30 protein-coding genes are annotated in these 21,171 nt (G+C 50.8%); 3 read left to right on the forward strand and 27 right to left on the reverse strand.

The window, feature by feature from the left end; all coding sequences use genetic code 11:
- Positions 1-12: 12 nt before the first annotated feature.
- Positions 13-1,761: an SLC13 family permease gene (locus ACTG33_RS10165; RefSeq protein ID WP_439135125.1), complete on the reverse strand. Its 1,749-nt coding sequence runs from the start codon at positions 1,759-1,761 to the stop codon at positions 13-15.
- 130 nt (positions 1,762-1,891) lie between these two features.
- Positions 1,892-2,767, reverse strand: a complete 876-nt coding sequence (locus ACTG33_RS10170; protein WP_439135102.1) for a LysR substrate-binding domain-containing protein — start codon at positions 2,765-2,767, stop codon at positions 1,892-1,894.
- Positions 2,768-2,918: 151 nt separating this feature from the next.
- Between ACTG33_RS10170 and ACTG33_RS10175 the strand changes: the two genes are divergently transcribed.
- The 3 genes from ACTG33_RS10175 to cysN all read left to right on the forward strand — a co-directional run bounded on the left by ACTG33_RS10175 (position 2,919) and on the right by cysN (position 7,211).
- Complete coding sequence (locus ACTG33_RS10175) at positions 2,919-4,628, forward strand: bifunctional sulfate adenylyltransferase/adenylylsulfate kinase (RefSeq protein ID WP_439135103.1); 1,710 nt, start codon at positions 2,919-2,921, stop codon at positions 4,626-4,628.
- Between the two features lie 115 nt (positions 4,629-4,743).
- Positions 4,744-5,652 (forward strand): sulfate adenylyltransferase subunit CysD, encoded by a 909-nt coding sequence (gene cysD / locus ACTG33_RS10180; protein ID WP_439135104.1) that lies wholly within the window; start codon positions 4,744-4,746, stop codon positions 5,650-5,652.
- A gap of 110 nt (positions 5,653-5,762) precedes the next feature.
- Entirely contained in the window at positions 5,763-7,211 is a 1,449-nt protein-coding gene (cysN, locus tag ACTG33_RS10185) for a sulfate adenylyltransferase subunit CysN (protein WP_439135105.1), read from the forward strand.
- Positions 7,212-7,281: 70 nt separating this feature from the next.
- Here the strand turns inward: cysN and ACTG33_RS10190 are convergent, their stop codons facing one another.
- From ACTG33_RS10190 to rplB, 25 genes are all read right to left on the reverse strand, one after another.
- On the reverse strand, positions 7,282-8,709 hold the full coding sequence (locus tag ACTG33_RS10190) for a mannose-1-phosphate guanylyltransferase/mannose-6-phosphate isomerase (RefSeq protein ID WP_439135106.1): 1,428 nt from the start codon (positions 8,707-8,709) through the stop codon (positions 7,282-7,284).
- 249 nt (positions 8,710-8,958) lie between these two features.
- On the reverse strand, positions 8,959-9,345 hold the full coding sequence (gene rplQ, locus ACTG33_RS10195; protein WP_439135107.1) for a 50S ribosomal protein L17: 387 nt from the start codon (positions 9,343-9,345) through the stop codon (positions 8,959-8,961).
- 114 nt (positions 9,346-9,459) lie between these two features.
- Positions 9,460-10,458, reverse strand: a complete 999-nt coding sequence (locus tag ACTG33_RS10200; RefSeq protein ID WP_216098769.1) for a DNA-directed RNA polymerase subunit alpha — start codon at positions 10,456-10,458, stop codon at positions 9,460-9,462.
- A 24-nt stretch (positions 10,459-10,482) separates the two neighbouring features.
- Positions 10,483-11,103 carry a 30S ribosomal protein S4 gene (gene rpsD, locus ACTG33_RS10205; protein ID WP_439135108.1) on the reverse strand — a complete coding sequence of 207 codons (621 nt, stop codon included), beginning with the start codon at positions 11,101-11,103 and terminating at the stop codon, positions 10,483-10,485.
- A 13-nt stretch (positions 11,104-11,116) separates the two neighbouring features.
- Positions 11,117-11,506, reverse strand: a complete 390-nt coding sequence (gene rpsK, locus ACTG33_RS10210; protein ID WP_439135109.1) for a 30S ribosomal protein S11 — start codon at positions 11,504-11,506, stop codon at positions 11,117-11,119.
- Positions 11,507-11,563: 57 nt separating this feature from the next.
- On the reverse strand, positions 11,564-11,920 hold the full coding sequence (gene rpsM / locus ACTG33_RS10215; RefSeq protein WP_439135110.1) for a 30S ribosomal protein S13: 357 nt from the start codon (positions 11,918-11,920) through the stop codon (positions 11,564-11,566).
- Positions 11,921-12,178: 258 nt separating this feature from the next.
- A complete protein-coding gene (rpmJ, locus tag ACTG33_RS10220) occupies positions 12,179-12,295 on the reverse strand; it encodes a 50S ribosomal protein L36 (protein ID WP_216098773.1) in 117 nt (38 codons plus the stop codon).
- Positions 12,296-12,339: 44 nt separating this feature from the next.
- Positions 12,340-13,665, reverse strand: a complete 1,326-nt coding sequence (gene secY, locus ACTG33_RS10225; RefSeq protein ID WP_439135111.1) for a preprotein translocase subunit SecY — start codon at positions 13,663-13,665, stop codon at positions 12,340-12,342.
- Between the two features lie 109 nt (positions 13,666-13,774).
- The gene (gene rplO / locus ACTG33_RS10230; RefSeq protein ID WP_439135112.1) at positions 13,775-14,209 is read right to left on the reverse strand and encodes a 50S ribosomal protein L15; all 435 of its coding nucleotides are present in this window, start codon (positions 14,207-14,209) and stop codon (positions 13,775-13,777) included.
- A 1-nt stretch (position 14,210) separates the two neighbouring features.
- On the reverse strand, positions 14,211-14,396 hold the full coding sequence (gene rpmD / locus ACTG33_RS10235) for a 50S ribosomal protein L30 (protein WP_439135113.1): 186 nt from the start codon (positions 14,394-14,396) through the stop codon (positions 14,211-14,213).
- 123 nt (positions 14,397-14,519) lie between these two features.
- Positions 14,520-15,029 (reverse strand): 30S ribosomal protein S5, encoded by a 510-nt coding sequence (gene rpsE / locus ACTG33_RS10240; RefSeq protein ID WP_439135114.1) that lies wholly within the window; start codon positions 15,027-15,029, stop codon positions 14,520-14,522.
- Positions 15,030-15,039: 10 nt separating this feature from the next.
- On the reverse strand, positions 15,040-15,390 hold the full coding sequence (gene rplR, locus ACTG33_RS10245; RefSeq protein WP_439135115.1) for a 50S ribosomal protein L18: 351 nt from the start codon (positions 15,388-15,390) through the stop codon (positions 15,040-15,042).
- Between the two features lie 10 nt (positions 15,391-15,400).
- A complete protein-coding gene (gene rplF / locus ACTG33_RS10250) occupies positions 15,401-15,934 on the reverse strand; it encodes a 50S ribosomal protein L6 (RefSeq protein ID WP_439135116.1) in 534 nt (177 codons plus the stop codon).
- A 56-nt stretch (positions 15,935-15,990) separates the two neighbouring features.
- The gene (rpsH, locus tag ACTG33_RS10255; RefSeq protein ID WP_439135117.1) at positions 15,991-16,383 is read right to left on the reverse strand and encodes a 30S ribosomal protein S8; all 393 of its coding nucleotides are present in this window, start codon (positions 16,381-16,383) and stop codon (positions 15,991-15,993) included.
- Positions 16,384-16,406: 23 nt separating this feature from the next.
- A complete protein-coding gene (gene rpsN / locus ACTG33_RS10260) occupies positions 16,407-16,712 on the reverse strand; it encodes a 30S ribosomal protein S14 (protein ID WP_439135118.1) in 306 nt (101 codons plus the stop codon).
- A gap of 11 nt (positions 16,713-16,723) precedes the next feature.
- Positions 16,724-17,263, reverse strand: a complete 540-nt coding sequence (rplE, locus tag ACTG33_RS10265) for a 50S ribosomal protein L5 (RefSeq protein ID WP_439135119.1) — start codon at positions 17,261-17,263, stop codon at positions 16,724-16,726.
- Between the two features lie 53 nt (positions 17,264-17,316).
- Positions 17,317-17,634 carry a 50S ribosomal protein L24 gene (gene rplX / locus ACTG33_RS10270; protein ID WP_439135120.1) on the reverse strand — a complete coding sequence of 106 codons (318 nt, stop codon included), beginning with the start codon at positions 17,632-17,634 and terminating at the stop codon, positions 17,317-17,319.
- Between the two features lie 40 nt (positions 17,635-17,674).
- Positions 17,675-18,043 (reverse strand): 50S ribosomal protein L14, encoded by a 369-nt coding sequence (gene rplN / locus ACTG33_RS10275; protein ID WP_216098784.1) that lies wholly within the window; start codon positions 18,041-18,043, stop codon positions 17,675-17,677.
- Positions 18,044-18,080: 37 nt separating this feature from the next.
- Positions 18,081-18,341: a 30S ribosomal protein S17 gene (gene rpsQ / locus ACTG33_RS10280; RefSeq protein WP_439135121.1), complete on the reverse strand. Its 261-nt coding sequence runs from the start codon at positions 18,339-18,341 to the stop codon at positions 18,081-18,083.
- Positions 18,342-18,343: 2 nt separating this feature from the next.
- Complete coding sequence (gene rpmC, locus ACTG33_RS10285; RefSeq protein WP_439135122.1) at positions 18,344-18,535, reverse strand: 50S ribosomal protein L29; 192 nt, start codon at positions 18,533-18,535, stop codon at positions 18,344-18,346.
- Positions 18,535-18,948 (reverse strand): 50S ribosomal protein L16, encoded by a 414-nt coding sequence (rplP, locus tag ACTG33_RS10290; protein WP_167186919.1) that lies wholly within the window; start codon positions 18,946-18,948, stop codon positions 18,535-18,537. The genes rpmC and rplP overlap by 1 nt, the downstream gene beginning before the upstream one ends.
- 12 nt (positions 18,949-18,960) lie before the next feature.
- Positions 18,961-19,638, reverse strand: a complete 678-nt coding sequence (rpsC, locus tag ACTG33_RS10295) for a 30S ribosomal protein S3 (RefSeq protein ID WP_439135123.1) — start codon at positions 19,636-19,638, stop codon at positions 18,961-18,963.
- Positions 19,639-19,650: 12 nt separating this feature from the next.
- A complete protein-coding gene (gene rplV / locus ACTG33_RS10300; protein ID WP_439135124.1) occupies positions 19,651-19,983 on the reverse strand; it encodes a 50S ribosomal protein L22 in 333 nt (110 codons plus the stop codon).
- An 11-nt stretch (positions 19,984-19,994) separates the two neighbouring features.
- Entirely contained in the window at positions 19,995-20,273 is a 279-nt protein-coding gene (gene rpsS / locus ACTG33_RS10305) for a 30S ribosomal protein S19 (RefSeq protein WP_216098788.1), read from the reverse strand.
- 36 nt (positions 20,274-20,309) lie between these two features.
- On the reverse strand, positions 20,310-21,155 hold the full coding sequence (gene rplB, locus ACTG33_RS10310; RefSeq protein ID WP_439135126.1) for a 50S ribosomal protein L2: 846 nt from the start codon (positions 21,153-21,155) through the stop codon (positions 20,310-20,312).
- Positions 21,156-21,171: the final 16 nt, after the last annotated feature.

Raw genomic sequence — 21,171 nt, forward strand, 5'->3', positions numbered from 1 at the left:
AGCGATCAGTTATCACCCAAACACAATCGAGATCATGGTTAATGAGACCACGCTGTACACCACCAGCATTGGCAGCCCCAGCTTAAAATAATCCGTCATGCGATAGTTACCGGCGGTGTATACCATCAGGTTGGTCTGATAGCCGTAAGGAGACACAAAGCTGGCACTGGCACCAAAAGCCACAGCCATAACGAACGGCATGTAGTCGTCACCCCACTGACCGGAGATGGCCATCGCCAGCGGAAACATAATGGCAGCAGCAGCGTTGTTGGTAACCAGTTCGGTAAACAGCCAGGTCATCAGGAAGACACCGATCAAAGCACCCAGTGGGCTTAAACCACTCAAGCCGTGACCCGCCCAATTGCCAATATGCTCGGCCAACCCGGTTTCGAACATAGCCTGGGAGACACCCAACGCCCCGCCGATAACCACCAGCAACTGAAACGGAAAGCGGGTGCGAATCTCGTCCACCGCCATAACCCCTGTGACCAGCAGGATGCCAAGATAGATCAGCAACCCCTTGATGAGCGGCAGAACACCCGTTGCGCCCAGAACCACAGCAGCGGCAAATCCCAAAAACACCGACCACTCACGAACGCCGGAGAGCACCTTGTTAGACTCCACGCCGCCCACCACAATGAAATCGGCGGAGATGTCTCGGCGGCGGTTAAAATCATCACCCACGGCCAACACCAGTGCATCGCCCGCCTGCAATGCCAGATTACCCAGACCACCCTGCAAGCGCTGATCACCCCGACGCACCGCAACCACGGCGGCGTCGAAACGGGAGCGAAAGTCCACTTCTTTGATGGTGCGCCCGACCAGCCCGGCAGAGGGGGAGATAATCACTTCCACCAGGTTTTCACGCACTGCCAGGTCGAACTCTTGCAACGGCATCAAACCTTGAAAATCATCCAGCAATTCAATAGCCGATAAATCGCCCGTAAAAACCAGAATGTCGCCTTCACATAACACTTCCTGTGGATTGACTGGCGCCATCACGTGATGATCCCGAATCACTTCCACCAGGAAGATCCGCTCCAACTGACGCAGACCGTTGTCCTGTACTGATCGTCCGATCAACGGCGAGCCCGACGCTAACCGCCTCTCCAGAAAATAATCCTGGGAGGCTTCTCCTTCCGCTTCCAACTCTTGATTCGGCAGAACTTTGGGAGCCACCAGCACCAGCACCAGCAAGCAGCCGAAAAACACCGGCAGGCCCACCAGAGTAAAATCGAAAAAGCCCAACGACTCGTAACCCGCCTGCTCGACAAAGCCGTTGACGATCAGGTTGGTCGAGGTACCGATCAAGGTCAGGGTGCCGCCCAGAATAGAGGCGTAGGATAAAGGAAGCAGTAATTTGGAAACCGGCGCAGACCTCTGCCGTTTCAGAGGCCCCAACATGGCCGAGACCACAGCGGTGTTATTGATGAACGCAGAGAAAAACCCGCTGAACAGCGACAGCCGCAGAATGGACTGCCGTGTTGACCCATTGACCACGGCACCGCTCATCCGACGCATCAGTGTCGTGCGCTCCAGCGGCACAGCCACTAGAAACAGCAGCGCCAGCACCAACAAGGAAGCATTGGTGTAACCACTTAACACGCTGTCCAGCGAAAGGATGTCCGATAGATACAGAAAAGCGGTGGATCCGGAAAAGATGACCCAGGGCTTAAGCTGAGTGAAAATTAATAACGCCACAATCACCAGCAGATCCAGTGCTACCAGCCAGCCGGCAAATTCGTTGATCCAGTTTTCCATTGACACTCAACTTTCCATTTACATCTAATTTTCAATGACAGCCAGAGGCAGCGTAGCGAGGGAATATGCAATAGCCATCTACAGAGCGCAAGGGTCCAGGCAGCTTTCAGACGGTTTATTTCAAACAGGTTTATTCGAGGCAAATGTCTATCCAGCTCTGTACGGCGCGACTGATGGCGGCTTTTTTATGGGTAACAAAATAAAACCGGCGATGCATGGGACGCCCTTTGATCGGCAACGGCACCAGTAACCCCTGCTGAATCTCGTCCTCGACAGCGATTTCGGACAGACACCCCACACCCAATCCGGCTTTAACCGCGTTTTTGATGGCTTCGTTGTGGGTCAGCTCCAGAATGATGTTCAGATCCGGCAATAACCCCTGCATGGAGCGGTCGAACGTCTGGCGGTGACCGGAGTCGGATTCCCGCAGGATCCAGCCGGCGGACAAGATATCCTTATTCGTAAGCTGTGCTTTACTTGCCAGGGGATGGTCCGGTCGGCAAAACGCCACCATTTTATCCTCCCGCCAGGGCTGAAGCCGCAAATCATCGTGGTGCAACTCGGCCTCAATCAAACCAATGTCGAGATGAAAGCTCAGCACCTTGGCCACGACTTCCGGCGTGCTACCCACCTCCATCTCGACTTTTGCTTCCGGAAACCTCTGCATATAAGACGCCAGATGTTTAACCGCCAAATAGTTGCCAATGGTGAAGCTGGCCCCGACGCGCAGATGGCCGAAGTCTTCCTGCCCCTGTAGCTCTTGCTCGAACCCCAGCAGGTGGGCCATCACCGCCTCGGCCTTGACCCGAATAGACTCGCCAAAGCTGTTCAGATGCAGGCGCTTACCGGCCCGATCAAACAGCTGAATATCGTAGCGGTTTTCAAATTCCTGCAGAGCGGCACTGGTAGCCGACTGCGACAGGGACAGCGCCACAGCCGCTTTGCTGATGCTCTGCTCCCTTGCGACAGCTAAAAAGACCTGAAGGTGCCTGATGGTGTACTTCATCGCCCGATAAAACTCCGATAAAATCGATATATAAATTCATAATATCCTGATTTTATGAATACCGCTACCCGAGTAAGATAACTTCCATACTGTTTCAGAAGCCTCCCGTTTAGCTTATAAGACTCGGGCAACACCATCAGGGCAAGAATACATGACGACAATAAACGCACATGGCGGAACGCTGATCAACCTCTACGCTGAGGGTGATGCCTTATTGCAGGAAAAAGAAAAAGCCCAGTCCAACCGCTCGTGGGATCTGACCCAACGGCAGATGTTTGATGTTGAGCTGTTGCTCAATGGTGCCTTTTCACCACTGACCGGCTACTTGAACCAGGCGGATTACGATTCTGTGGTCGACAACATCCGTCTGGCGGATGGCACGCTGTGGCCCATGCCCATCAACCTGGATATCTCTCAGGCGTTTGCCGACGACACCTCCATCGGTGACGAGATCACGCTGCGTGACCCCGAGGGCGTGGTCATCGCCAACCTGCTGGTTACAGATATCTGGACACCCGACAAAGAACGGGAAGCCGAGAACGTCTTTGGCACCACCGACACAACCCATCCGGGTGTGCGTATCCTGTTGAACGAAAACCATCCGGTGTACGTCGGCGGCACACTGACCGGTGTCACCCCGCCGCTGCATTACGATTTTAGTCAGTATCGCAACTCCCCTGCCGAGATGCGCCAGGGCTTCGCCGATAAAGGCTGGAAGAACGTCATTGCCTTCCAGACTCGCAACCCGATTCACAAAGCCCACGTCATTATGATGAAGCGGCTGATGGCTCGGAATCAGGCCAATCTGGTGATCCACACCGCGGTGGGCCGCACCAAACCCGGCGATATCGACCACTTCTGCCGCGTGCGCTGCTACGAAAAGATTCTGCCGCACTTCCCCGCAGACTCGGTTGATATCCGCCTGCTGCCTCTGGCGATGCGCATGGGCGGTCCCCGTGAAGCTCTATGGCATGCGCTCATCCGTCAGAACTTCGGCTTCACTCACTTTATTGTGGGACGCGATCACGCCGGCCCCGGACGCAACAACCTGGGCGGTCTGTTCTACGGCGCGACTGAAGCTCAGGAGCTGGTGTCCTCGCTGCAGGACGAACTGAACATCCAGATTCTGAAAGCGCCGTTCCTGCGATACGTAGAAGGCCGTGGCGAGTTCTGCGAAGAGCATGAACTGCTGTCCGGCGAGGCGGGACTGTATATTTCCGGCGCAGAGCTAAAACACATGCTCTGCCACGGTGAAGATATTCCGGAGTGGTTTGCCTTCCCCGAAGTGGTGCAAGAACTGAATCGCACTTTACCGCCCCGCTCGAAGCAGGGCATAACCTTATTCTTTACTGGTCTATCAGGCTCTGGCAAATCCACCCTCGCCAACGGCGTTATGGTAAAATTGCGCGAATTGGGCGGTCGCCATGTGTCTTTACTGGATGGTGATGTGGTGCGCAAAAACCTGTCCAGCGAACTGACTTTCTCTAAGGAACACCGAGACTTAAACATTCAGCGGATTGGCTACGTCGCCAGCGAGATCAGCAAAAATGGCGGCATCGCCATTTGCGCCCCTATCGCACCTTATGCGACCACAAGACGTGCCGTGCGCAGCCTGATCGAAGAAGTCGGTGTATTTGTTGAAATTCATGTAGCCACTCCGATTGAGGTCTGCGAAGCCCGTGACCGCAAAGGGCTTTACGCCATGGCTCGTGACGGCAAGATCAAAGGCTTCACCGGCATTGACGATCCTTACGACGAGCCGGAAAACCCCGAGCTGCGCATCGACACATCCCAACACACGATGACCGATGCCGTTGATCTGGTGATTGAGCGCTTGCGCGAGATGAAGCTGATTGGCTGAGCATGTTTACCTGAACATCATGACTTGACTGACATAAATGAATTACGGGGAGGGGCTGATGCCCTCCCTCCAGAACTCACCACAAATTTTTTTGCTACACACATTAGGTATTGTTATGACTCCTGAAAAATTGACCCATTTAAAACTCCTCGAAGCCGAGAGCATCCAGATCTTCCGTGAGGTTGCCGCCGAGTTTGATAACCCCGTCATGCTTTACTCAGTCGGTAAAGATTCCTCCGTACTGCTGCACCTGGCTCGCAAAGCGTTCCATCCGGGCAAGATTCCTTTTCCCCTGCTGCACGTAGACACCACCTGGAAATTCCGCGAGATGATCGAATTCCGCGATCGTGTGGCCAAAGAGTACGGTTTCGACTTATTGGTGCACATCAATCCGGACGGCGTCGCAATGGACATCAGCCCATTCACACATGGCAGCGCCAAGCACACCGACATCATGAAAACCGAAGGCCTTAAGCAAGCGCTGAATCACTACAAGTTTGATGCCGCCTTTGGTGGAGCGCGCCGCGACGAGGAAAAATCCCGCGCAAAAGAACGCGTGTATTCTTTCCGTGATAAAAATCACCGCTGGGATCCTAAAAACCAGCGTCCTGAACTGTGGAACATCTACAACAGCAACGTCGATCAGGGTGAAAGCATTCGCGTTTTCCCACTATCCAACTGGACCGAGCTGGATATCTGGCAGTACATCTACAAAGAGAACATCCAGATTCCAAGCCTGTACTTTGCAGAAAAACGCCCTGTGGTTGAGCGGGATGGCACTCTGATTATGGTCGACGACGAGCGTATGCCACTGGAAGAAGGTGAAGAGCCGGAAATGAAAAATGTTCGCTTCCGCACACTGGGCTGCTACCCACTGACCGGCGCAGTCGAATCCGATGCCGCCACATTGCCGGAAATCATTCAGGAAATGCTGTTGACCAAAACCTCCGAGCGTCAGGGCCGAGTGATTGACAGCGATTCCGCTGGCTCCATGGAGAAGAAGAAAATGGAAGGTTATTTCTAACAGCCGTCACTTAAACAAGACGGTTAAAAACGTTAGAAAACAGACACCTTACAATTTGAAATTTTGTTAGACGGTTTAACCGGATAACCCAAGACTGCAAAGAGATTATTATGACTGAATCGACCTCTCTTCTTGAAAAAGACATTCTCGGCTACCTTGATCAGCACGAGAACAAAGAACTGTTACGCTTTTTAACCTGCGGTAGCGTGGACGATGGCAAAAGTACCTTGATTGGTCGCCTGCTGCACGACTCAAAAATGATCTTTGAAGATCACCTGTCGGCTATCAAAAACGACTCTAAGCGCTTTAACACCACCGACGGTGAATTCGATCTGGCGCTACTGGTGGACGGTCTGCAAAGCGAACGAGAGCAAGGCATTACCATTGATGTCGCGTATCGCTATTTTTCCACCGACAAGCGCAAGTTCATCATCGCCGACACCCCGGGGCACGAGCAGTACACCCGCAACATGGCCACCGGCGCCTCCAATTGCGACCTGGCGATTGTTATGGTCGACGCCCGCCACGGCATCATGACTCAGACCAAACGTCACAGCTTTATCGTGTCCCTGCTGGGCATTAAGCACGTTGTGGTTGCCATTAACAAAATGGATCTGGTGGACTACAAAGAAGAGCGCTACAACGAGATCGTTGAAGAGTACAAAGCGTTTGCCAAACAGCTGAACATTCCTGACATCCAGTTTGCCCCTATTTCTGCCCTGCGTGGCGACAACGTGGTCAACCCATCAGAGCATATGCCCTGGTTTACCGGTCAGCCGCTGATGAACGTACTTGAAAACATCGAGATTGCTCAGGATCGCAATCTGGAAAACTTCCGCCTGCCTGTACAATACGTGATCCGTCCGAATCTGGACTTCCGTGGCTTTGCGGGCACCATTGCTTCCGGCACGATTCATCCAGGTGATGAAGTGGTTTCACTGCCTTCAGGCAAAACCAGTAAAGTAAAAACCATTTCCACCTTTGATGGCGATCAACCGGAAGCTCAGGAATCACAAGCGGTCACCCTGACTCTGGAGGATGAAATTGATGTGAGTCGCGGCGACATGCTGGTGAAAGCCGGTGACCTGCCGCACGTGAGTACTGGTGTAAAAGCTCACGTCATCTGGATGGCGGAAGAGTCTCTGCGCCTGCACAAGCAGTACGCCGTTAAATTTGTCAGCAAGAAAGCCTTGGGCAATGTGGTTGCCATCGAACACAAGATTGACGTCAACACGATGGAGAAGAGTGCGGCCGACAATCTTGAACTGAATGAAATCGCTCTGTGCGACATCAGCTTCGACATGCCGGTTATTTTCGATAAATATCAGGACAACCGCATTACTGGCGCGTTCATCATTATCGACCGCATCACCAACGGAACGGTCGGCGCTGGCATGATTGCCGACAATCTGGACCTTGCTGGTTTTGACACCAACGTATCCAATGCCGATCTTAAAGCTCAGATCAAAGAAAAGCTGCAAAGTCTGGAATCTCAAATGGAAACCTTTAGCGATGCCAAACTGATTGCGCTGCTGAAGTCTTTGAACGATATTGTTTAATGCTGTGTGACTGAAATAAAAAAGGGCGACATGATGTCGCCCTTTTTTGTGCCTGTTAACTGTTCCGCCACTAATTACGGCCGTAAGTATCCTCAAACCGGACGATATCATCCTCACCCAAATAAGAACCTGACTGCACCTCGATCATTTCCAGAGGGATAGCGCCCGGGTTCGCCAGACGATGGGTGACGCCCAGAGGAATATAAGTCGACTCGTTTTCGGATACCAGAAAGACCTCATCACCACGAGTCACTTCGGCGGTACCACTGACCACAATCCAGTGCTCGGCGCGGTGATGATGCATTTGTAAACTCAGTGTGCCACCCGGCTTAACCACAATCCGCTTAACTTGAAAGCGATCGCCGTTATCGATGGAATCGTAAAACCCCCAGGGGCGATACACCTTACGATGTAGCTGAGCCTCGCTCCGCCCATGCTGCTTCAACTGCGCTACAATCTTTTTAACATCTTGTACTCGATCTTTCGCCGCCACCATGATGGCGTCATCACTCTCTACTACGATGACATCATCCAGCCCAACAGTAGCCACCAATTTGGAGTCACTGCGGATATAACAGTTAGTGGTATCCTCAGCGATCACATCACCCTGTATCGCATTCCCTGCCTCATCTTTGGCAGACACCTCCCAAAGAGCCGACCAGGAACCGACATCGCTCCAACCACAATCCAGCGGCACAACAACAACATTCTTAGCTGAAGCTCCCGTACACAAAGGCTCCATTACCGCGTAATCAATGGAGTCATCCGGGCAGGACAAAAATGTCTCTTTGTCAGGACGAATAAAGTCGGTATCTTCAACTGCCAATTCCATTGAAGACTCACAAGCAGCGAGAATATCCGGGCGATGAGCTTTCAATTCTTCAAGATATCGACTGGCCTTGAACATAAACATTCCGCTATTCCAGACATAGTCTCCACTTGAAAGATACTTTTGGGCTAGCTCGACATCTGGCTTTTCAACAAACTCTTTTACCTGATACGCATCCCCCAAAGTATCTCCCTGGCGAATATACCCATACCCGGTCTCAGGCCCCGAAGGAATAATCCCAAAGGTCACCATCTTGCCTTGTTTCGCGTGGACAGCCGCCTTTCTGGTAGCAACCTGAAAGGCATTCACATCTGTAATCACGTGATCTGCCGCCAACACCAACATCATCGACTCTCCCGCTCCTGACCGCATCAGCTGCAAGGCAGCCAACGCAACAGCAGGCGCCGTATTGCGGCCAGCAGGCTCAAGCACGATATGCCCACCCTGTACCGACTCGAGTGTCCGCAATTGCTCAGCAACCGTAAAGCGGTGATCCTCCCCGCAAATGACCATCGGGGCCTCCACATCAATCCCCAAAAGTCGACTGCAAGTGTCTTGCAACATACTGTTTTCACTCACAAGCGGTAAAAACTGCTTTGGGAAAAGAGAGCGAGACATAGGCCAAAGGCGGGTTCCTGAGCCTCCGGCCATAATAACGGGGACAATCATGCGCAAAGCTTCCTATCGAATGTGCTAAAAAGTCGGTTTATTTCTAATTTCTAACATGAGTCTAGCAGGTAACCACCTGAACTGACGAGGTACAACTACACGTTACTGAGAGCACTACTCTAGCCACTGCTGCCGAAAAGACTGGAGTATTAGTCTCCTAATCTCAACATTAAGCCCCACAACTGCAACTGATAAAGTACAGGCGAAAAAAAAGCGCCCGTAGGCGCTTTTTTCTCAGAAGACTGAATCTTAGTCTTCTTCAACAGCCTCAGCTGCAACCGGACGATCAACCAGTTCAACATACGCCATTGGGGCTTTATCGCCAGTGCGCAAACCACACTTCAAGATGCGAATATAACCACCTGGACGAGTCTCGTAACGAGGACCCAGTTCGCTGAACAGTTTACCAACGGCTGCTTTGCTACCCAGACGACTGAAAGCCAGGCGGCGATTTGCAACGCTGTCTTCTTTCGACAAGGTAATCAGAGGCTCCGCAACGGAACGCAGTTCTTTAGCCTTAGCCAAAGTTGTTCTAATCAACTCATGCTCAACCAGTGAAATAGTCATGTTCTTGAACATGGCTTTACGGTGTGATGAGTTGCGATTCAGTTGACGGCCACTATGACGATGACGCATAACTCTAAATCCTTCAAAACTGATTTCTGCTGCCCTTCGGCAACAGTAAATCTTGTTAACAACCGCCGCCTAGCTCTGTTTAGGACCTAAACAGTCCAGAGCGGCGGCCTATTTTTACGCTAATTTATCGTCGTTTGCGAGGCTGGCAGGTGGCCAGTTCTCCAAACGCATACCGAGAGACAGACCGCGAGACGCCAGAATGTCTTTGATCTCAGTAAGAGATTTCTTACCCAGGTTAGGAGTCTTGAGCAGTTCTACTTCGGTGCGCTGAATCAGGTCACCAATGTAGTAAATATTTTCTGCTTTCAGACAGTTGGCTGAACGAACAGTCAACTCCAAGTCGTCCACTGGACGCAACAGTACTGGATCGATCTCTTCTTCCTTCTCTTCAGGCTCAACTTCTTTTTCGCCTTCCAAGTCAACGAATACCGCCAGTTGCTGCTGCAGAATAGTTGCAGCGCGACGGATCGCTTCTTCAGGATCGATTGTACCGTTGGTTTCCAGATCAAGGATCAACTTGTCCAGGTCTGTGCGCTGCTCAACACGTGCACTTTCTACCTGATAAGCCAGACGCTTAACAGGACTGAAAGACGCGTCCAGTTGCAGACGGCCAATAGCACGAGTCTCTTCTTCATCATTATGACGGGCATCAGCTGGCTGATAGCCGCGACCACGAGCAACGGTTAATTTCATGCTCAGATCAACATCACCAGTGATGTTGGCAATCACATGCTCAGGGTTTTTGATCTCAACTTCGTGATCAACCTGAATGTCGCCAGCGGTTACAACGCCAGGGCCTTTCTTGCTGAGGGTCAACACGGCTTGATCTTTACCGTGCATAACAACAGCGACACCTTTGAGGTTCAACAGGATTTCAATAACGTCTTCCTGAACACCCTCAATGGCGCTGTACTCGTGGAGTACACCATCAATTTCAACTTCCGTGACGGCACAGCCGGGCATGGAAGACAGAAGAATACGACGCAACGCATTACCAAGGGTATGACCAAAACCACGCTCAAGAGGCTCTAAAACCACTTTTGCGCGAGTTGGGCCGTTTTCAGTAACGTCGATATGACGCGGGGTCAAAAACTCGTTTACAGCACTCTGCATAGTCACACCTTTAGTGGAAATTTCTTACTTAGAGTAAAGCTCAACGATCAAGTTCTCGTTGATCTCAGCTGGTAAATCGGCGCGATCTGGTACACGCTTAAACGTACCTTCTTTTTTGTCCGCACTCACATCAACCCACTCAACATCAGCACGCTGAGCGGCCAGTGTCAGAGCCTGCGCAATACGCAGTTGGTTTTTAGCTTTTTCGCGAACAGCAACTACGTCACCGGCTTTCACCTGGTAAGAAGCAATGTTAACTGTCTGACCGTTTACGCTGATTGATTTGTGCGAAACCAGCTGACGAGATTCAGCGCGAGTAGCACCAAAGCCCATACGGTATACAACGTTATCCAAACGCTGCTCCAGCAATTGCAACAGAATCTCACCGGTCGCGCCTTTGCGACGGGCAGCTTCTTTGTAGTAACCGCGGAATTGTTTTTCCAGTACGCCGTAAGTACGACGAACTTTTTGCTTCTCACGCAGCTGTACACCGTAGTCGGACAAACGTCCGCGACGGAGACCGTGCTGGCCAGGAGCATTTTCAACTTTACACTTGGAATCAAGCGGACGTGCGCCACTTTTCAGGAACAGATCAGTTCCTTCGCGACGAGACAGCTTACAAGTTGGTCCAATATAACGTGCCATTATCTAAGCCCCCTTATACGCGACGTTTCTTCGGCGGACGACAGCCGTTGTGTGGAATCGGCGTGACGTCGACAATGTTAGTAATCTTATAACCAACGTTGTTCAAAGCACGTACTGCAGACTCACGACCAGGACCAGGACCTTTAACTTCAACGTCCAGATTCTTCAGGCCGTAATCTTTAGCCGCTTCGCCAGCGCGCTCTGCAGCAACCTGAGCTGCGAACGGGGTAGACTTACGGGAACCACGGAAACCGGAACCACCAGCGGTAGCCCAGCTCAGGGTGTTACCCTGACGATCGGTAATAGTCACGATCGTGTTGTTAAAAGAGGCGTGTACATGGGCAATGCCATCGACAACCGTCTTTTTAACCTTCTTCTTAGTAGTTTTACTTGGCTTTGCCATAGCAACTCTTCCTAACCTCTAACCTTGGGAAGTCTTCAACCTATTAAGGATTAAGACTTACTTTTTGATCGGCTTGCGCGGACCCTTGCGAGTGCGAGCATTCGTCTTTGAACGTTGTCCACGAGCAGGCAAACTGCGACGATGGCGCAGACCGCGGTAGCAGCCCAAATCCATCAAACGCTTGAGGCTCATAGAAACTTCACGACGCAAATCACCCTCAACAGAGACTTTAGCGACTTCACTACGGATAGCGTCTACCTCAGACTCGCTCAGATCACCAATTTTGGTAGATTCAGCGATGCCGGAAGCGGCGCAAATTTGTTTCGCAGTTGTGCGACCAATCCCATAGACATAGGTCAGGGAGATAACGGCATGCTTGTTATCTGGTATATTGACACCAGCAATACGGGCCATTCGGATTACTCCACGTATAACTTAAGTTGCAGCGTTGACAGCGACAATACGCCACCCTCAGCACCATTAAAAAGGCGCGAAAGGATAGCGGTATTACGCACAAAAAGCAATAGCCAGAGAGTTTCCCCCCTGGCGACAGTCAACGCCCCCTTGTTTCCAGCAACTGGAGACCAGTAACTGGAGGCTTGAAGACACTTCAGGTGCCTTCAAGCCCTGCTCTTTTACGACCAGAGAAACAACCCTGGTCACAAAAGAGTCTTAGCCTTGACGCTGCTTGTGACGTGGCTCGGCATTGCAGATAACGCGCAGAACACCTTTACGACGTACAACTTTACAGTTACGGCATATTTTCTTTACTGAAGCACGAACTTTCATGTTTCAAAACACCTTCTAACTCAGCGGCCGAGCATCTTACCCGATTATCGGGCTGAACCATAGCCTTTAAGGTTTGCTTTCTTCATCAATGAATCATATTGATGAGACATCAAATGCGATTGCACCTGGGACATAAAGTCCATTACCACTACCACAACAATCAGCAGTGACGTACCGCCCAGGTAGAATGGGATGTTAGTCGCCACCACCAGGAACTGCGGTAATAAACAGACTGCCGCAATATAAACAGCGCCTACCACGGTTAACCGGGTCAGAACATTGTCGATATACTTGGCTGACTGCTCACCGGGGCGAATACCAGGGATATACGCTCCAGACTTTTTCAGGTTATCTGCCACTTCATTCGGGTTAAACATCAACGCCGTATAAAAGAAACAGAAGAACACAATCAGCGCTGCAAACAAGAGGAAGTTCAGTGGTTGGCCTGGGCCAATCGCTAACGCCACTTCTTGCAGAATTTCACTACCCAAGCCTTCACCACCCTGGCCGAACCACTGCGCCACAGACGCCGGGAACAACAGGATACTGCTGGCAAAGATCGCCGGGATAACCCCAGCCATATTCACTTTCAACGGCAGATGGCTGCTTTGAGCTGCAAATACTTTGCGGCCCTGCTGACGCTTTGCATAATTAACGGTAATACGGCGCTGACCGCGCTCCATACGAACCACCAACCACACAACCGCAATTGCCAGGAATGTCACACCCAATAACAACAGAATGTGCAAGTCACCCTGACGTGCGCTTTCGAACGCCTGGCCTACCGCACTCGGCAAACCTGCCACAATACCGGCAAAAATCAGCATCGAGATGCCGTTACCAATACCGCGCTCTGTCACTTGCTCGCCCAACCACATCATGAAGACTGCGCCGGTTACCAGTGACGTCACTGCGACAAAATAAAAGCTGAAACCCGTCATGTAAGCCTGGCCGGAAAAACCGACCGCCATACCAGAGCCCTGAACCAGAGCCAATAACACCGTCAAATAGCGGGTGTACTGGTTAATCTTACGTCGACCGGCGTCACCTTCTTTTTTCAACTGCTCCAGTGTTGGCACAACGGCAGACATCAGCTGCATGATAATCGAGGCGGAAATATAGGGCATGATACCCAAAGCCAAGATACTCATACGCTCGAGTGCACCACCCGAGAACATATTAAACAGCCCCAAAATCGTGCCTTGGTTCTGATTAAACAATGTCGCCAGCCGCTCAGGATCAATACCTGGCACCGGAATGTGTGTACCAATACGGTAAACAACAATTGCTATAAAAAGAAAACGAAGGCGAGCCCAAAGCTCGCCCAATCCTTTCTTGTTTCCTAATGGCAGATTTCCAGGGGTTGCCATAAATCAGTCTCTAATCAGTAGTCGACAGTCCAAGCACCAGAATCCATTACCAGAGTCCAGTAACTAGACACCGGCCACTAACATGAGCGGCCGGCCAGGTTCGACTGTCTTATTCTTCGACTTTACCGCCAGCTGCTTCAATGGCAGCTTTAGCGCCCTTGGTCACGGCCAGACCTTTTACAGTCACTGCTTTCGTCAGTTCGCCGGAAAGGAAGATCTTAGCACGCTTCATATTGATATTAACAATATCAGCTTGCTTCAGTGTATCCAGATCGACCACTTCGCCTTCGATTTTGTTCAGTTCAGCCAAACGAACCTCGGCAGTTACGCGACCTACACGGGAAGTAAAACCGTATTTAGGCAGACGTTTTTGCAGAGGCATCTGACCACCCTCGAACCCTGGCTTAACACTACCACCGGAACGAGATTTCAGACCTTTATGACCGCGACCACCAGTTTTACCAAGACCGCTACCGATACCACGACCGACGCGCTTCTTGCTGTGGGTGCTGCCAGGTGCAGGACTTAGAGTATTCAGACGCATCTTACTCTCCCTCTACCTTAACCAGATAAGTTACTTTGTTAATCATGCCACGCACTGAAGGAGTATCTTCTACTTCTACAGAGTGGCCAATGCGACGCAGGCCCAAACCGGCGACGCAGGCTTTGTGGTTCTTCAGGCGGCCAGCAGCGCTTTTCACCTGAGTCACTTTAATCATTTTCTTAGCCATGGTCCTATCCAACTTTTCTTTAAGAGCTGATGGCTCATTGTAAGCGCCAGTGTACAACATTGTGCCTGGCGCTTATTAAGAGTCGGTCCACTCAGAATGCTGAATTGGGTTGTATCAACCCAATCAGTTCAGAATGTCTTCAACGCTTTTGCCGCGTTTGGCTGCTACCGAATCAGGAGACGCCATTTCTTGCAGCGCCTTGAAGGTCGCACGAACCACGTTTACGGGGTTCGTGGAACCGTAGCATTTTGCCAGAACGTTCTGAACGCCAGCCATTTCAAATACAGAGCGCATTGCACCACCGGCAATAACACCAGTACCTTGTGATGCAGGCTGCATGAATACCTTGGAGCCACTGTGACGGCCCGTGGTGGCATACTGCAGAGTGTCGCCATTCAGATCAACTTCGATCATGTTACGACGAGCAGCTTCCATAGCCTTCTGGATAGCAGCAGGTACTTCGCGGGCTTTACCGCGACCGAAGCCTACTTTGCCATTACCATCACCAACAACAGTCAGTGCTGTAAAGGTAAAGATACGACCACCTTTAACGGTCTTGGCAACGCGGTTAACCTGAACCAGCTTCTCATGAAAGCCTTCATCGTTACGTTCTTCTTTCTTGTTAAAAGCCATATCTCAACCTTTAGAATTCCAAACCAGCTTCGCGGGCGGCGTCTGCCAAAGCCTGCACACGACCGTGGTATTTAAAACCACTACGATCGAAAGCAACCTGGGTAACCCCAGCAGCTTTAGCACGCTCGGCAACCAACTTTCCAACTGCCTGAGCAGCTTCTTTGTTGCTGGTTTTTCCTGCACGTAAATCTTTATCCAAAGTAGAGGCTTGAGCCAGTACTTTGGCACCATCGGCAGCGATAACCTGCGCATAGATGTGGCGAGGAGTGCGGTTAACGCACAGGCGCACTGCGCCCAGCTCACTCATCTTTGCACGAGCACGACGCGCACGACGCAAACGAGATTGTTTTTTATCGTTCATGACCTAGGCCCTACTTCTTCTTAGCTTCTTTACGACGTACATATTCGTCAGCGTAGCGAACACCTTTACCTTTGTAAGGCTCTGGTGGACGATATGCGCGGATTTCCGCGGCTACCTGACCGAGCAACTGCTTATCAGCGCTCTTCAGTACGATCTCAGTCTGACTTGGGGTCTCAGCTTTTACGCCTTCAGGAAGGTCATAAACAACCGGGTGGGAGAAACCCAGAGTCAGGTCTACAGAACTGCCCGCAGCTTTAGCACGATAACCAACACCTTGTAGTAACAGCTTCTTCTCAAAACCTTGAGAAGCGCCGACTACCATGTTGTTTACCAGAGCACGTGTCGTGCCTGCTAATGCGCGAGACTGCTTGGCGCCATCACGAGCAGAGACATTCAGAACATTATCGTTCTGAGCGACTTCAACACTGCTGTGGATGGTGTGGGCCAATGTACCATTGCTGCCTTTAACCGTAAGATCCTGACCACTCAGGGTTACAGTTACACCAGCGGGCACTTCAACCGGACTATTTGCAACTCGTGACATAACGAATTCCCGTTAAAACAACTATTGCCGTTAGCTGCAGAGCAGCTAGACGGGGGTTAAAATACGGTGCAGAGAACCTCACCACCAACGCCTTGAGCGCGAGCAGCACGATCAGTCATTACACCCTTACTGGTGGAAACGATAGCGATACCTAAACCGCCACGAACCGATGGCAAGCCATCTTTACCAGAGTAGTTACGCAAGCCTGGACGGCTTACACGGTCAAGCTCAGCAATAACTGGCTTGCCTTCGAAGTATTTCAGCTCAACGGTCAGTTGAGGCTGAGCATCTTCGCTCACTGAAAAACCGGTTACGTAGCCTTCTTCTACAAGAACACGTGTAACGTTAATTTTCAGCTTTGAAGAAGGCATGGTGACATCAACCTTGCCGACTTGTTGAGCGTTGCGGATACGAGTCAGCATATCTGCCAACGGATCTTGCATACTCATAAGTTTCTGCTCCTAAATTCAGCTTACCAGCTGGCCTTAACCAAACCTGGGACATCACCACGCATTGCCGCTTCACGCAGTTTGTTACGGCACAGGCCGAACTTGCGATAAACTGCGTGTGGACGACCAGTAATACGACAGCGACGTTGCTGACGAACCGGACTCGCATCACGAGGCAGTTGCTGAAGCTTAACCTGCGCTTCCCATACTTCTTCTTCCGAAGACTCAGGGTTGGCAATGATAGTTTTCAAGGCTTGACGCTTGGCGGCAAACTTTGCAACTGCGTTAGCACGTTTGGTTTCACGTGCAATCATAGATTTCTTAGCCATGATCCGTTTCCTTAGCCTTTAAACGGGAAGTTGAATGCCTTCAGCAAAGCAAGGCCTTCCTCGTTATTACGTGCTGTGGTTGTGATACAGATATCCAGACCGCGCAGCTTGTCAACTTTGTCGAATTCAATTTCCGGGAAGATGATTTGCTCACCCACACCCATAGAGAAATTGCCACGACCGTCGAACTGCTTGGGGCTGATACCACGGAAGTCACGAATACGTGGAATCGCGATGCTGATCAGACGCTCAAGAAACTCATACATGCGCTCGGAGCGCAGAGTTACTTTACAACCGATCGGCCACTCTTCACGTACCTTGAAGCCAGCGATGGATTTGCGAGCTTTGGTCACTACTGCTTTTTGACCAGAGATCTTTTCCATATCGCTGACAGCATTTTCTAAGACTTTCTTGTCACCGATTGCCTCACCAACACCCATGTTCAGGGTGATTTTGGTGATTTTGGGCACTTCCATAACGTTCGCCAGCTTCAGCTCATCTTTCAGCTTGGCTGCGATTTCGTTTTGGTAAAGTTCTTTCAACTTAGCCATGTTCAATTACCGTCTGCTTATGCCGTTAACTTGGCGTAATTAGATTTTGCTAATTACGCGTCAACGGCTTCGCCGTTGGATTTGAAAACTCGCACTTTGGTGCCGTCTTCCAGGATCTTGAAACCTACACGATCAGCTTTACCAGTAGCGCCATTAAAAATAGCAACATTGGAAACCTGAATCGGAGCTTCTTTCTCCACGATTCCGCCGGCCACACCCAACTGCGGGTTTGGTTTTTGGTGTTTTTTGATCATGTGAACACCAGACACGAGCAAGCGATCGTCGGCAAGTACGTTAACTACTTTACCGCGCTTACCTTTATCGCGACCTGCGATCACAATCACTTCGTCATTACGTTTGATCTTACGCATAACCCTGTCCTCGACTCTCTCAGGTTACAAAAGCTCTGGCTTACAGAACTTCTGGAGCCAATGAGATGATCTTCATGAATTTTTCGCCACGCAGTTCACGAGTAACAGGGCCGAATATACGTGTACCAATAGGAGCATCCTGTTGGTTCAGCAATACGGCAGCGTTATCGTCAAACTTAATCAGAGACCCGTCCTGGCGACGCACACCTTTTTTGGTACGTACAACCACGGCCTTCATCACCTGACCTTTCTTCACTTTACCGCGAGGTATGGCTTCCTTAACGGTCACCTTAATAATATCACCTACGGCAGCGTAACGACGATGCGAACCGCCGAGCACTTTAATGCACATAACGCGGCGGGCACCACTGTTGTCTGCCACATCCAAGTATGATTGCGCTTGAATCATCGTCCGTCTCCGAAACTCTTAACAACGCCTGAGATAATTAAATCTCAGTGGCGTGTTCTTCAATTTTAACTAAAGCCCAAGACTTAGACTTAGACAGAGGACGGGACTCTTCAATAGTGACCACGTCTCCTGCCTTACACTCATTCTTTTCATCATGAGCTTTCAGCTTGGATGACTTACTGACGTACTTACCATAAATTGGGTGCTTAACACGGCGTTCGATCAGGACAGTGATGGTTTTATCCATCTTGTCACTTACTACTTTACCGGTTACCTGACGCACTAACTTGTCTGTCATAGTTACGCACCTGCCTTTTGATTCAGCACTGTTTTAATACGAGCAATTTCGCGACGTGTCTGCTTGAGCAGATGGGTCTGATTCAGCTGACCAGTAGAAGCTTGCATACGCAGCTTAAACTGATCTTCCAGCTGCTTCAGCAACTCAGCATTTAGCTCTTCAACAGATTTTTCGCGGAGTTCTTGAGCTTTCATCACATCACCGAACGTTTCACGAAAGTTGTACTTAAAGGTAACTTGGCAGCGGCCAGTGCGAAAGCTTCGCGAGCCAGTTCTTCGGAGACACCTTCCATCTCGTACAGAACCTTGCCAGGTTGAATCTGGGCGACCCAGTACTCAACATTACCCTTACCCTTACCCTGACGAACCTCTAGAGGCTTGCTGGTAATTGGCTTATCTGGAAATACACGAATCCAAATTTTGCCGCCACGCTTGATGTGACGAGTCATTGCACGACGCGCCGCTTCAATTTGACGGGCAGTAATACGGCCACGTGCATTGGACTTTAAGCCAAATTCGCCAAAGCTAACCTTTGAGCCGCGATGGGCCAGACCGCGATTGCGGCCCTTCATTTGCTTGCGAAACTTTGTACGCTTCGGTTGCAGCATCTTGCGTACCCCTTACTTAGAGCCTTTTTTCTTCTTTGGCTTTTCTTCGACAGCATCTAAGCCGCCAATTACTTCACCTTTGAAGATCCAAACTTTCACGCCAATAATACCGTAGGTAGTAGCACCTTCAGCTGTGGCGTAATCGATATCGGCACGCAAAGTGTGCAGAGGCACGCGGCCTTCGCGGTACCATTCGGTGCGTGCGATTTCTGCACCACCCAGTCGACCGCCAACCTGGATTTTGATCCCTTCTGCGCCCTGACGCATTGCGTTTTGAACAGCACGCTTCATTGCACGTCGGAACATAACGCGACGTTCAAGCTGCTGAGCAACGCTTTGCGCAACCAGAGCCGCATCCAGATCAGGTTTGCGGATTTCTTCGATGTTGATGTGAACGGGAACACCCATCTGCTTGCTAACTTCAGCGCGCAGTTTTTCCACATCTTCACCTTTCTTACCAATCACAATACCTGGACGGGCAGTGTGGATGGTAACGCGTGCGGTGTTAGCCGGACGCTCAATTTCTACTCGACTCACCGACGCGTGCGCCAGTTTCTTTTCAATGTACTCGCGTACTTTCAGGTCGGTGTAGAGCTTGTCTGCGTATTCATCGCTGCCCGCATACCATGTAGAGGTATGCTTCTTGACGATGCCCAGACGAATACCTGTCGGATGTACTTTCTGACCCATAACGTCTGTCTCTTACTGATCGGCTACTTTAACGGTGATGTGACAAGTGCGCTTAAGGATGCGATCTGCACGGCCTTTAGCACGTGGTCTGATACGTTTCATCGTCAGACCCTCATCAACGAAGATGGTTGACACAGTCAACTCATCAACATCAGCACCCTCATTGTGCTCGGCGTTTGCAATTGCAGACTCCAGCACCTTCTTAACAATCGCTGCACCCTTCTTCGGACTGAAAGCTAAGATGTCCAGTGCCTCTTCAACGTGCTTACCACGTATCTGATCGACAACTAGACGCGCTTTTTGTGCCGACAGTTGAGCACCGCGTAATTTTGCTGATACTTCCATCGTTAGACCTCTTAGCGCTTCTTGGCTTTCTTGTCTGCAATGTGACCGCGATATGTGCGTGTCGCAGCAAACTCGCCCAATTTATGTCCAACCATCTCTTCGTTGACCAAGACGGGAACATGTTGACGACCGTTGTGTACAGCGAGAGTCAAGCCGACCATTTCTGGCATGATCATGGAACGGCGAGACCAAGTCTTAATAGGACGACGGTCATTTTTTTCGATCGCTGCCTCAACCTTCTTAATTAAATGAAGATCGATGAAAGGACCTTTTTTCAGTGAACGTGGCACTGCACTTTCCTCTTCAGCTAGTGTTTAGCCAGTCGCTTATTTCTTACCGCGACGGCGTACAATCATCTTATCGGTGCGCTTGTTACTACGGGTCTTAGCACCCTTGGTAGGCGTACCCCATGGAGAAACTGGATGACGGCCACCAGAAGTACGGCCCTCACCACCACCATGTGGGTGATCTACAGGGTTCATCGCGACACCGCGAACAGTTGGCCTAACACCCCGCCAGCGTTTGGCGCCAGCTTTACCCAGTTTTTCCAGATTGTGCTCGGTATTTGAAACCTGCCCGATGGTGGCTCTGCAGTTCGACAACACCTTGCGCATTTCGCCAGAACGCAACATAACGGTTGCATACTGGCCTTCACGCGCCACCAACTGAACGGCTGCACCTGCAGAGCGCGCCAACTGACCACCCTTGCCTGGCTTCATCTCCACGTTATGGACCTGAGTACCGACTGGGATGTTACGAATGGGCATCGCATTGCCTGGCTTGATTGGAGCCTCGGCACCGCTGAGTACTTCGTCACCAGCACGCAGTGTTCTGGGCGCCAAGATGTAGCGCCATTCGCCATCTGCATATTTGATCAGTGCAATGTGTGCACTGCGGTTTGGATCGTATTCGATACGCTCTACAAACCCTTTGATCCCGTCTTTGTCACGCTTAAAGTCAACCTTGCGGTAGTGGTGCTTGTGACCACCACCCATGTGGCGTGTTGTGATACGACCGTTGTTATTGCGCCCACCTGTTGAGGTTTGAGACTCAACCAACGGCGCATACGGCTTACCCTTCCACAAATGATCGTGGCGGATCGACACTTTGCCACGCCGCCCTGCTGAGGTCGGCTTAGCTTTGACAATGATCTTTGCGTTCGTTTTGGCCATAGCCATGATCGTTTCT

Source organism: Pseudomaricurvus sp. (genome assembly GCF_965662505.1).
Taxonomy (GTDB): Bacteria; Pseudomonadota; Gammaproteobacteria; order Pseudomonadales; family Cellvibrionaceae; genus Pseudomaricurvus.

Bases quoted from the DNA above. Each gene is read 5' to 3' on its own strand.
- ACTG33_RS10165 (WP_439135125.1), bottom strand. From the start codon at position 1,761: ATGGAAAACTGGATCAACGAATTTGCCGGCTGGCTGGTAGCACTGGAT.
- ACTG33_RS10170 (WP_439135102.1), bottom strand. From the start codon at position 2,767: ATGAAGTACACCATCAGGCACCTTCAGGTCTTTTTAGCTGTCGCAAGG.
- ACTG33_RS10175 (WP_439135103.1), top strand. From the start codon at position 2,919: ATGACGACAATAAACGCACATGGCGGAACGCTGATCAACCTCTACGCT.
- cysD (WP_439135104.1), top strand. From the start codon at position 4,744: ATGACTCCTGAAAAATTGACCCATTTAAAACTCCTCGAAGCCGAGAGC.
- cysN (WP_439135105.1), top strand. From the start codon at position 5,763: ATGACTGAATCGACCTCTCTTCTTGAAAAAGACATTCTCGGCTACCTT.
- ACTG33_RS10190 (WP_439135106.1), bottom strand. From the start codon at position 8,709: ATGATTGTCCCCGTTATTATGGCCGGAGGCTCAGGAACCCGCCTTTGG.
- rplQ (WP_439135107.1), bottom strand. From the start codon at position 9,345: ATGCGTCATCGTCATAGTGGCCGTCAACTGAATCGCAACTCATCACAC.
- ACTG33_RS10200 (WP_216098769.1), bottom strand. From the start codon at position 10,458: ATGCAGAGTGCTGTAAACGAGTTTTTGACCCCGCGTCATATCGACGTT.
- rpsD (WP_439135108.1), bottom strand. From the start codon at position 11,103: ATGGCACGTTATATTGGACCAACTTGTAAGCTGTCTCGTCGCGAAGGA.
- rpsK (WP_439135109.1), bottom strand. From the start codon at position 11,506: ATGGCAAAGCCAAGTAAAACTACTAAGAAGAAGGTTAAAAAGACGGTT.
- rpsM (WP_439135110.1), bottom strand. From the start codon at position 11,920: ATGGCCCGTATTGCTGGTGTCAATATACCAGATAACAAGCATGCCGTT.
- rpmJ (WP_216098773.1), bottom strand. From the start codon at position 12,295: ATGAAAGTTCGTGCTTCAGTAAAGAAAATATGCCGTAACTGTAAAGTT.
- secY (WP_439135111.1), bottom strand. From the start codon at position 13,665: ATGGCAACCCCTGGAAATCTGCCATTAGGAAACAAGAAAGGATTGGGC.
- rplO (WP_439135112.1), bottom strand. From the start codon at position 14,209: ATGCGTCTGAATACTCTAAGTCCTGCACCTGGCAGCACCCACAGCAAG.
- rpmD (WP_439135113.1), bottom strand. From the start codon at position 14,396: ATGGCTAAGAAAATGATTAAAGTGACTCAGGTGAAAAGCGCTGCTGGC.
- rpsE (WP_439135114.1), bottom strand. From the start codon at position 15,029: ATGGCTTTTAACAAGAAAGAAGAACGTAACGATGAAGGCTTTCATGAG.
- rplR (WP_439135115.1), bottom strand. From the start codon at position 15,390: ATGAACGATAAAAAACAATCTCGTTTGCGTCGTGCGCGTCGTGCTCGT.
- rplF (WP_439135116.1), bottom strand. From the start codon at position 15,934: ATGTCACGAGTTGCAAATAGTCCGGTTGAAGTGCCCGCTGGTGTAACT.
- rpsH (WP_439135117.1), bottom strand. From the start codon at position 16,383: ATGAGTATGCAAGATCCGTTGGCAGATATGCTGACTCGTATCCGCAAC.
- rpsN (WP_439135118.1), bottom strand. From the start codon at position 16,712: ATGGCTAAGAAATCTATGATTGCACGTGAAACCAAACGTGCTAACGCA.
- rplE (WP_439135119.1), bottom strand. From the start codon at position 17,263: ATGGCTAAGTTGAAAGAACTTTACCAAAACGAAATCGCAGCCAAGCTG.
- rplX (WP_439135120.1), bottom strand. From the start codon at position 17,634: ATGCGTAAGATCAAACGTAATGACGAAGTGATTGTGATCGCAGGTCGC.
- rplN (WP_216098784.1), bottom strand. From the start codon at position 18,043: ATGATTCAAGCGCAATCATACTTGGATGTGGCAGACAACAGTGGTGCC.
- rpsQ (WP_439135121.1), bottom strand. From the start codon at position 18,341: ATGACAGACAAGTTAGTGCGTCAGGTAACCGGTAAAGTAGTAAGTGAC.
- rpmC (WP_439135122.1), bottom strand. From the start codon at position 18,535: ATGAAAGCTCAAGAACTCCGCGAAAAATCTGTTGAAGAGCTAAATGCT.
- rplP (WP_167186919.1), bottom strand. From the start codon at position 18,948: ATGCTGCAACCGAAGCGTACAAAGTTTCGCAAGCAAATGAAGGGCCGC.
- rpsC (WP_439135123.1), bottom strand. From the start codon at position 19,638: ATGGGTCAGAAAGTACATCCGACAGGTATTCGTCTGGGCATCGTCAAG.
- rplV (WP_439135124.1), bottom strand. From the start codon at position 19,983: ATGGAAGTATCAGCAAAATTACGCGGTGCTCAACTGTCGGCACAAAAA.
- rplB (WP_439135126.1), bottom strand. From the start codon at position 21,155: ATGGCCAAAACGAACGCAAAGATCATTGTCAAAGCTAAGCCGACCTCA.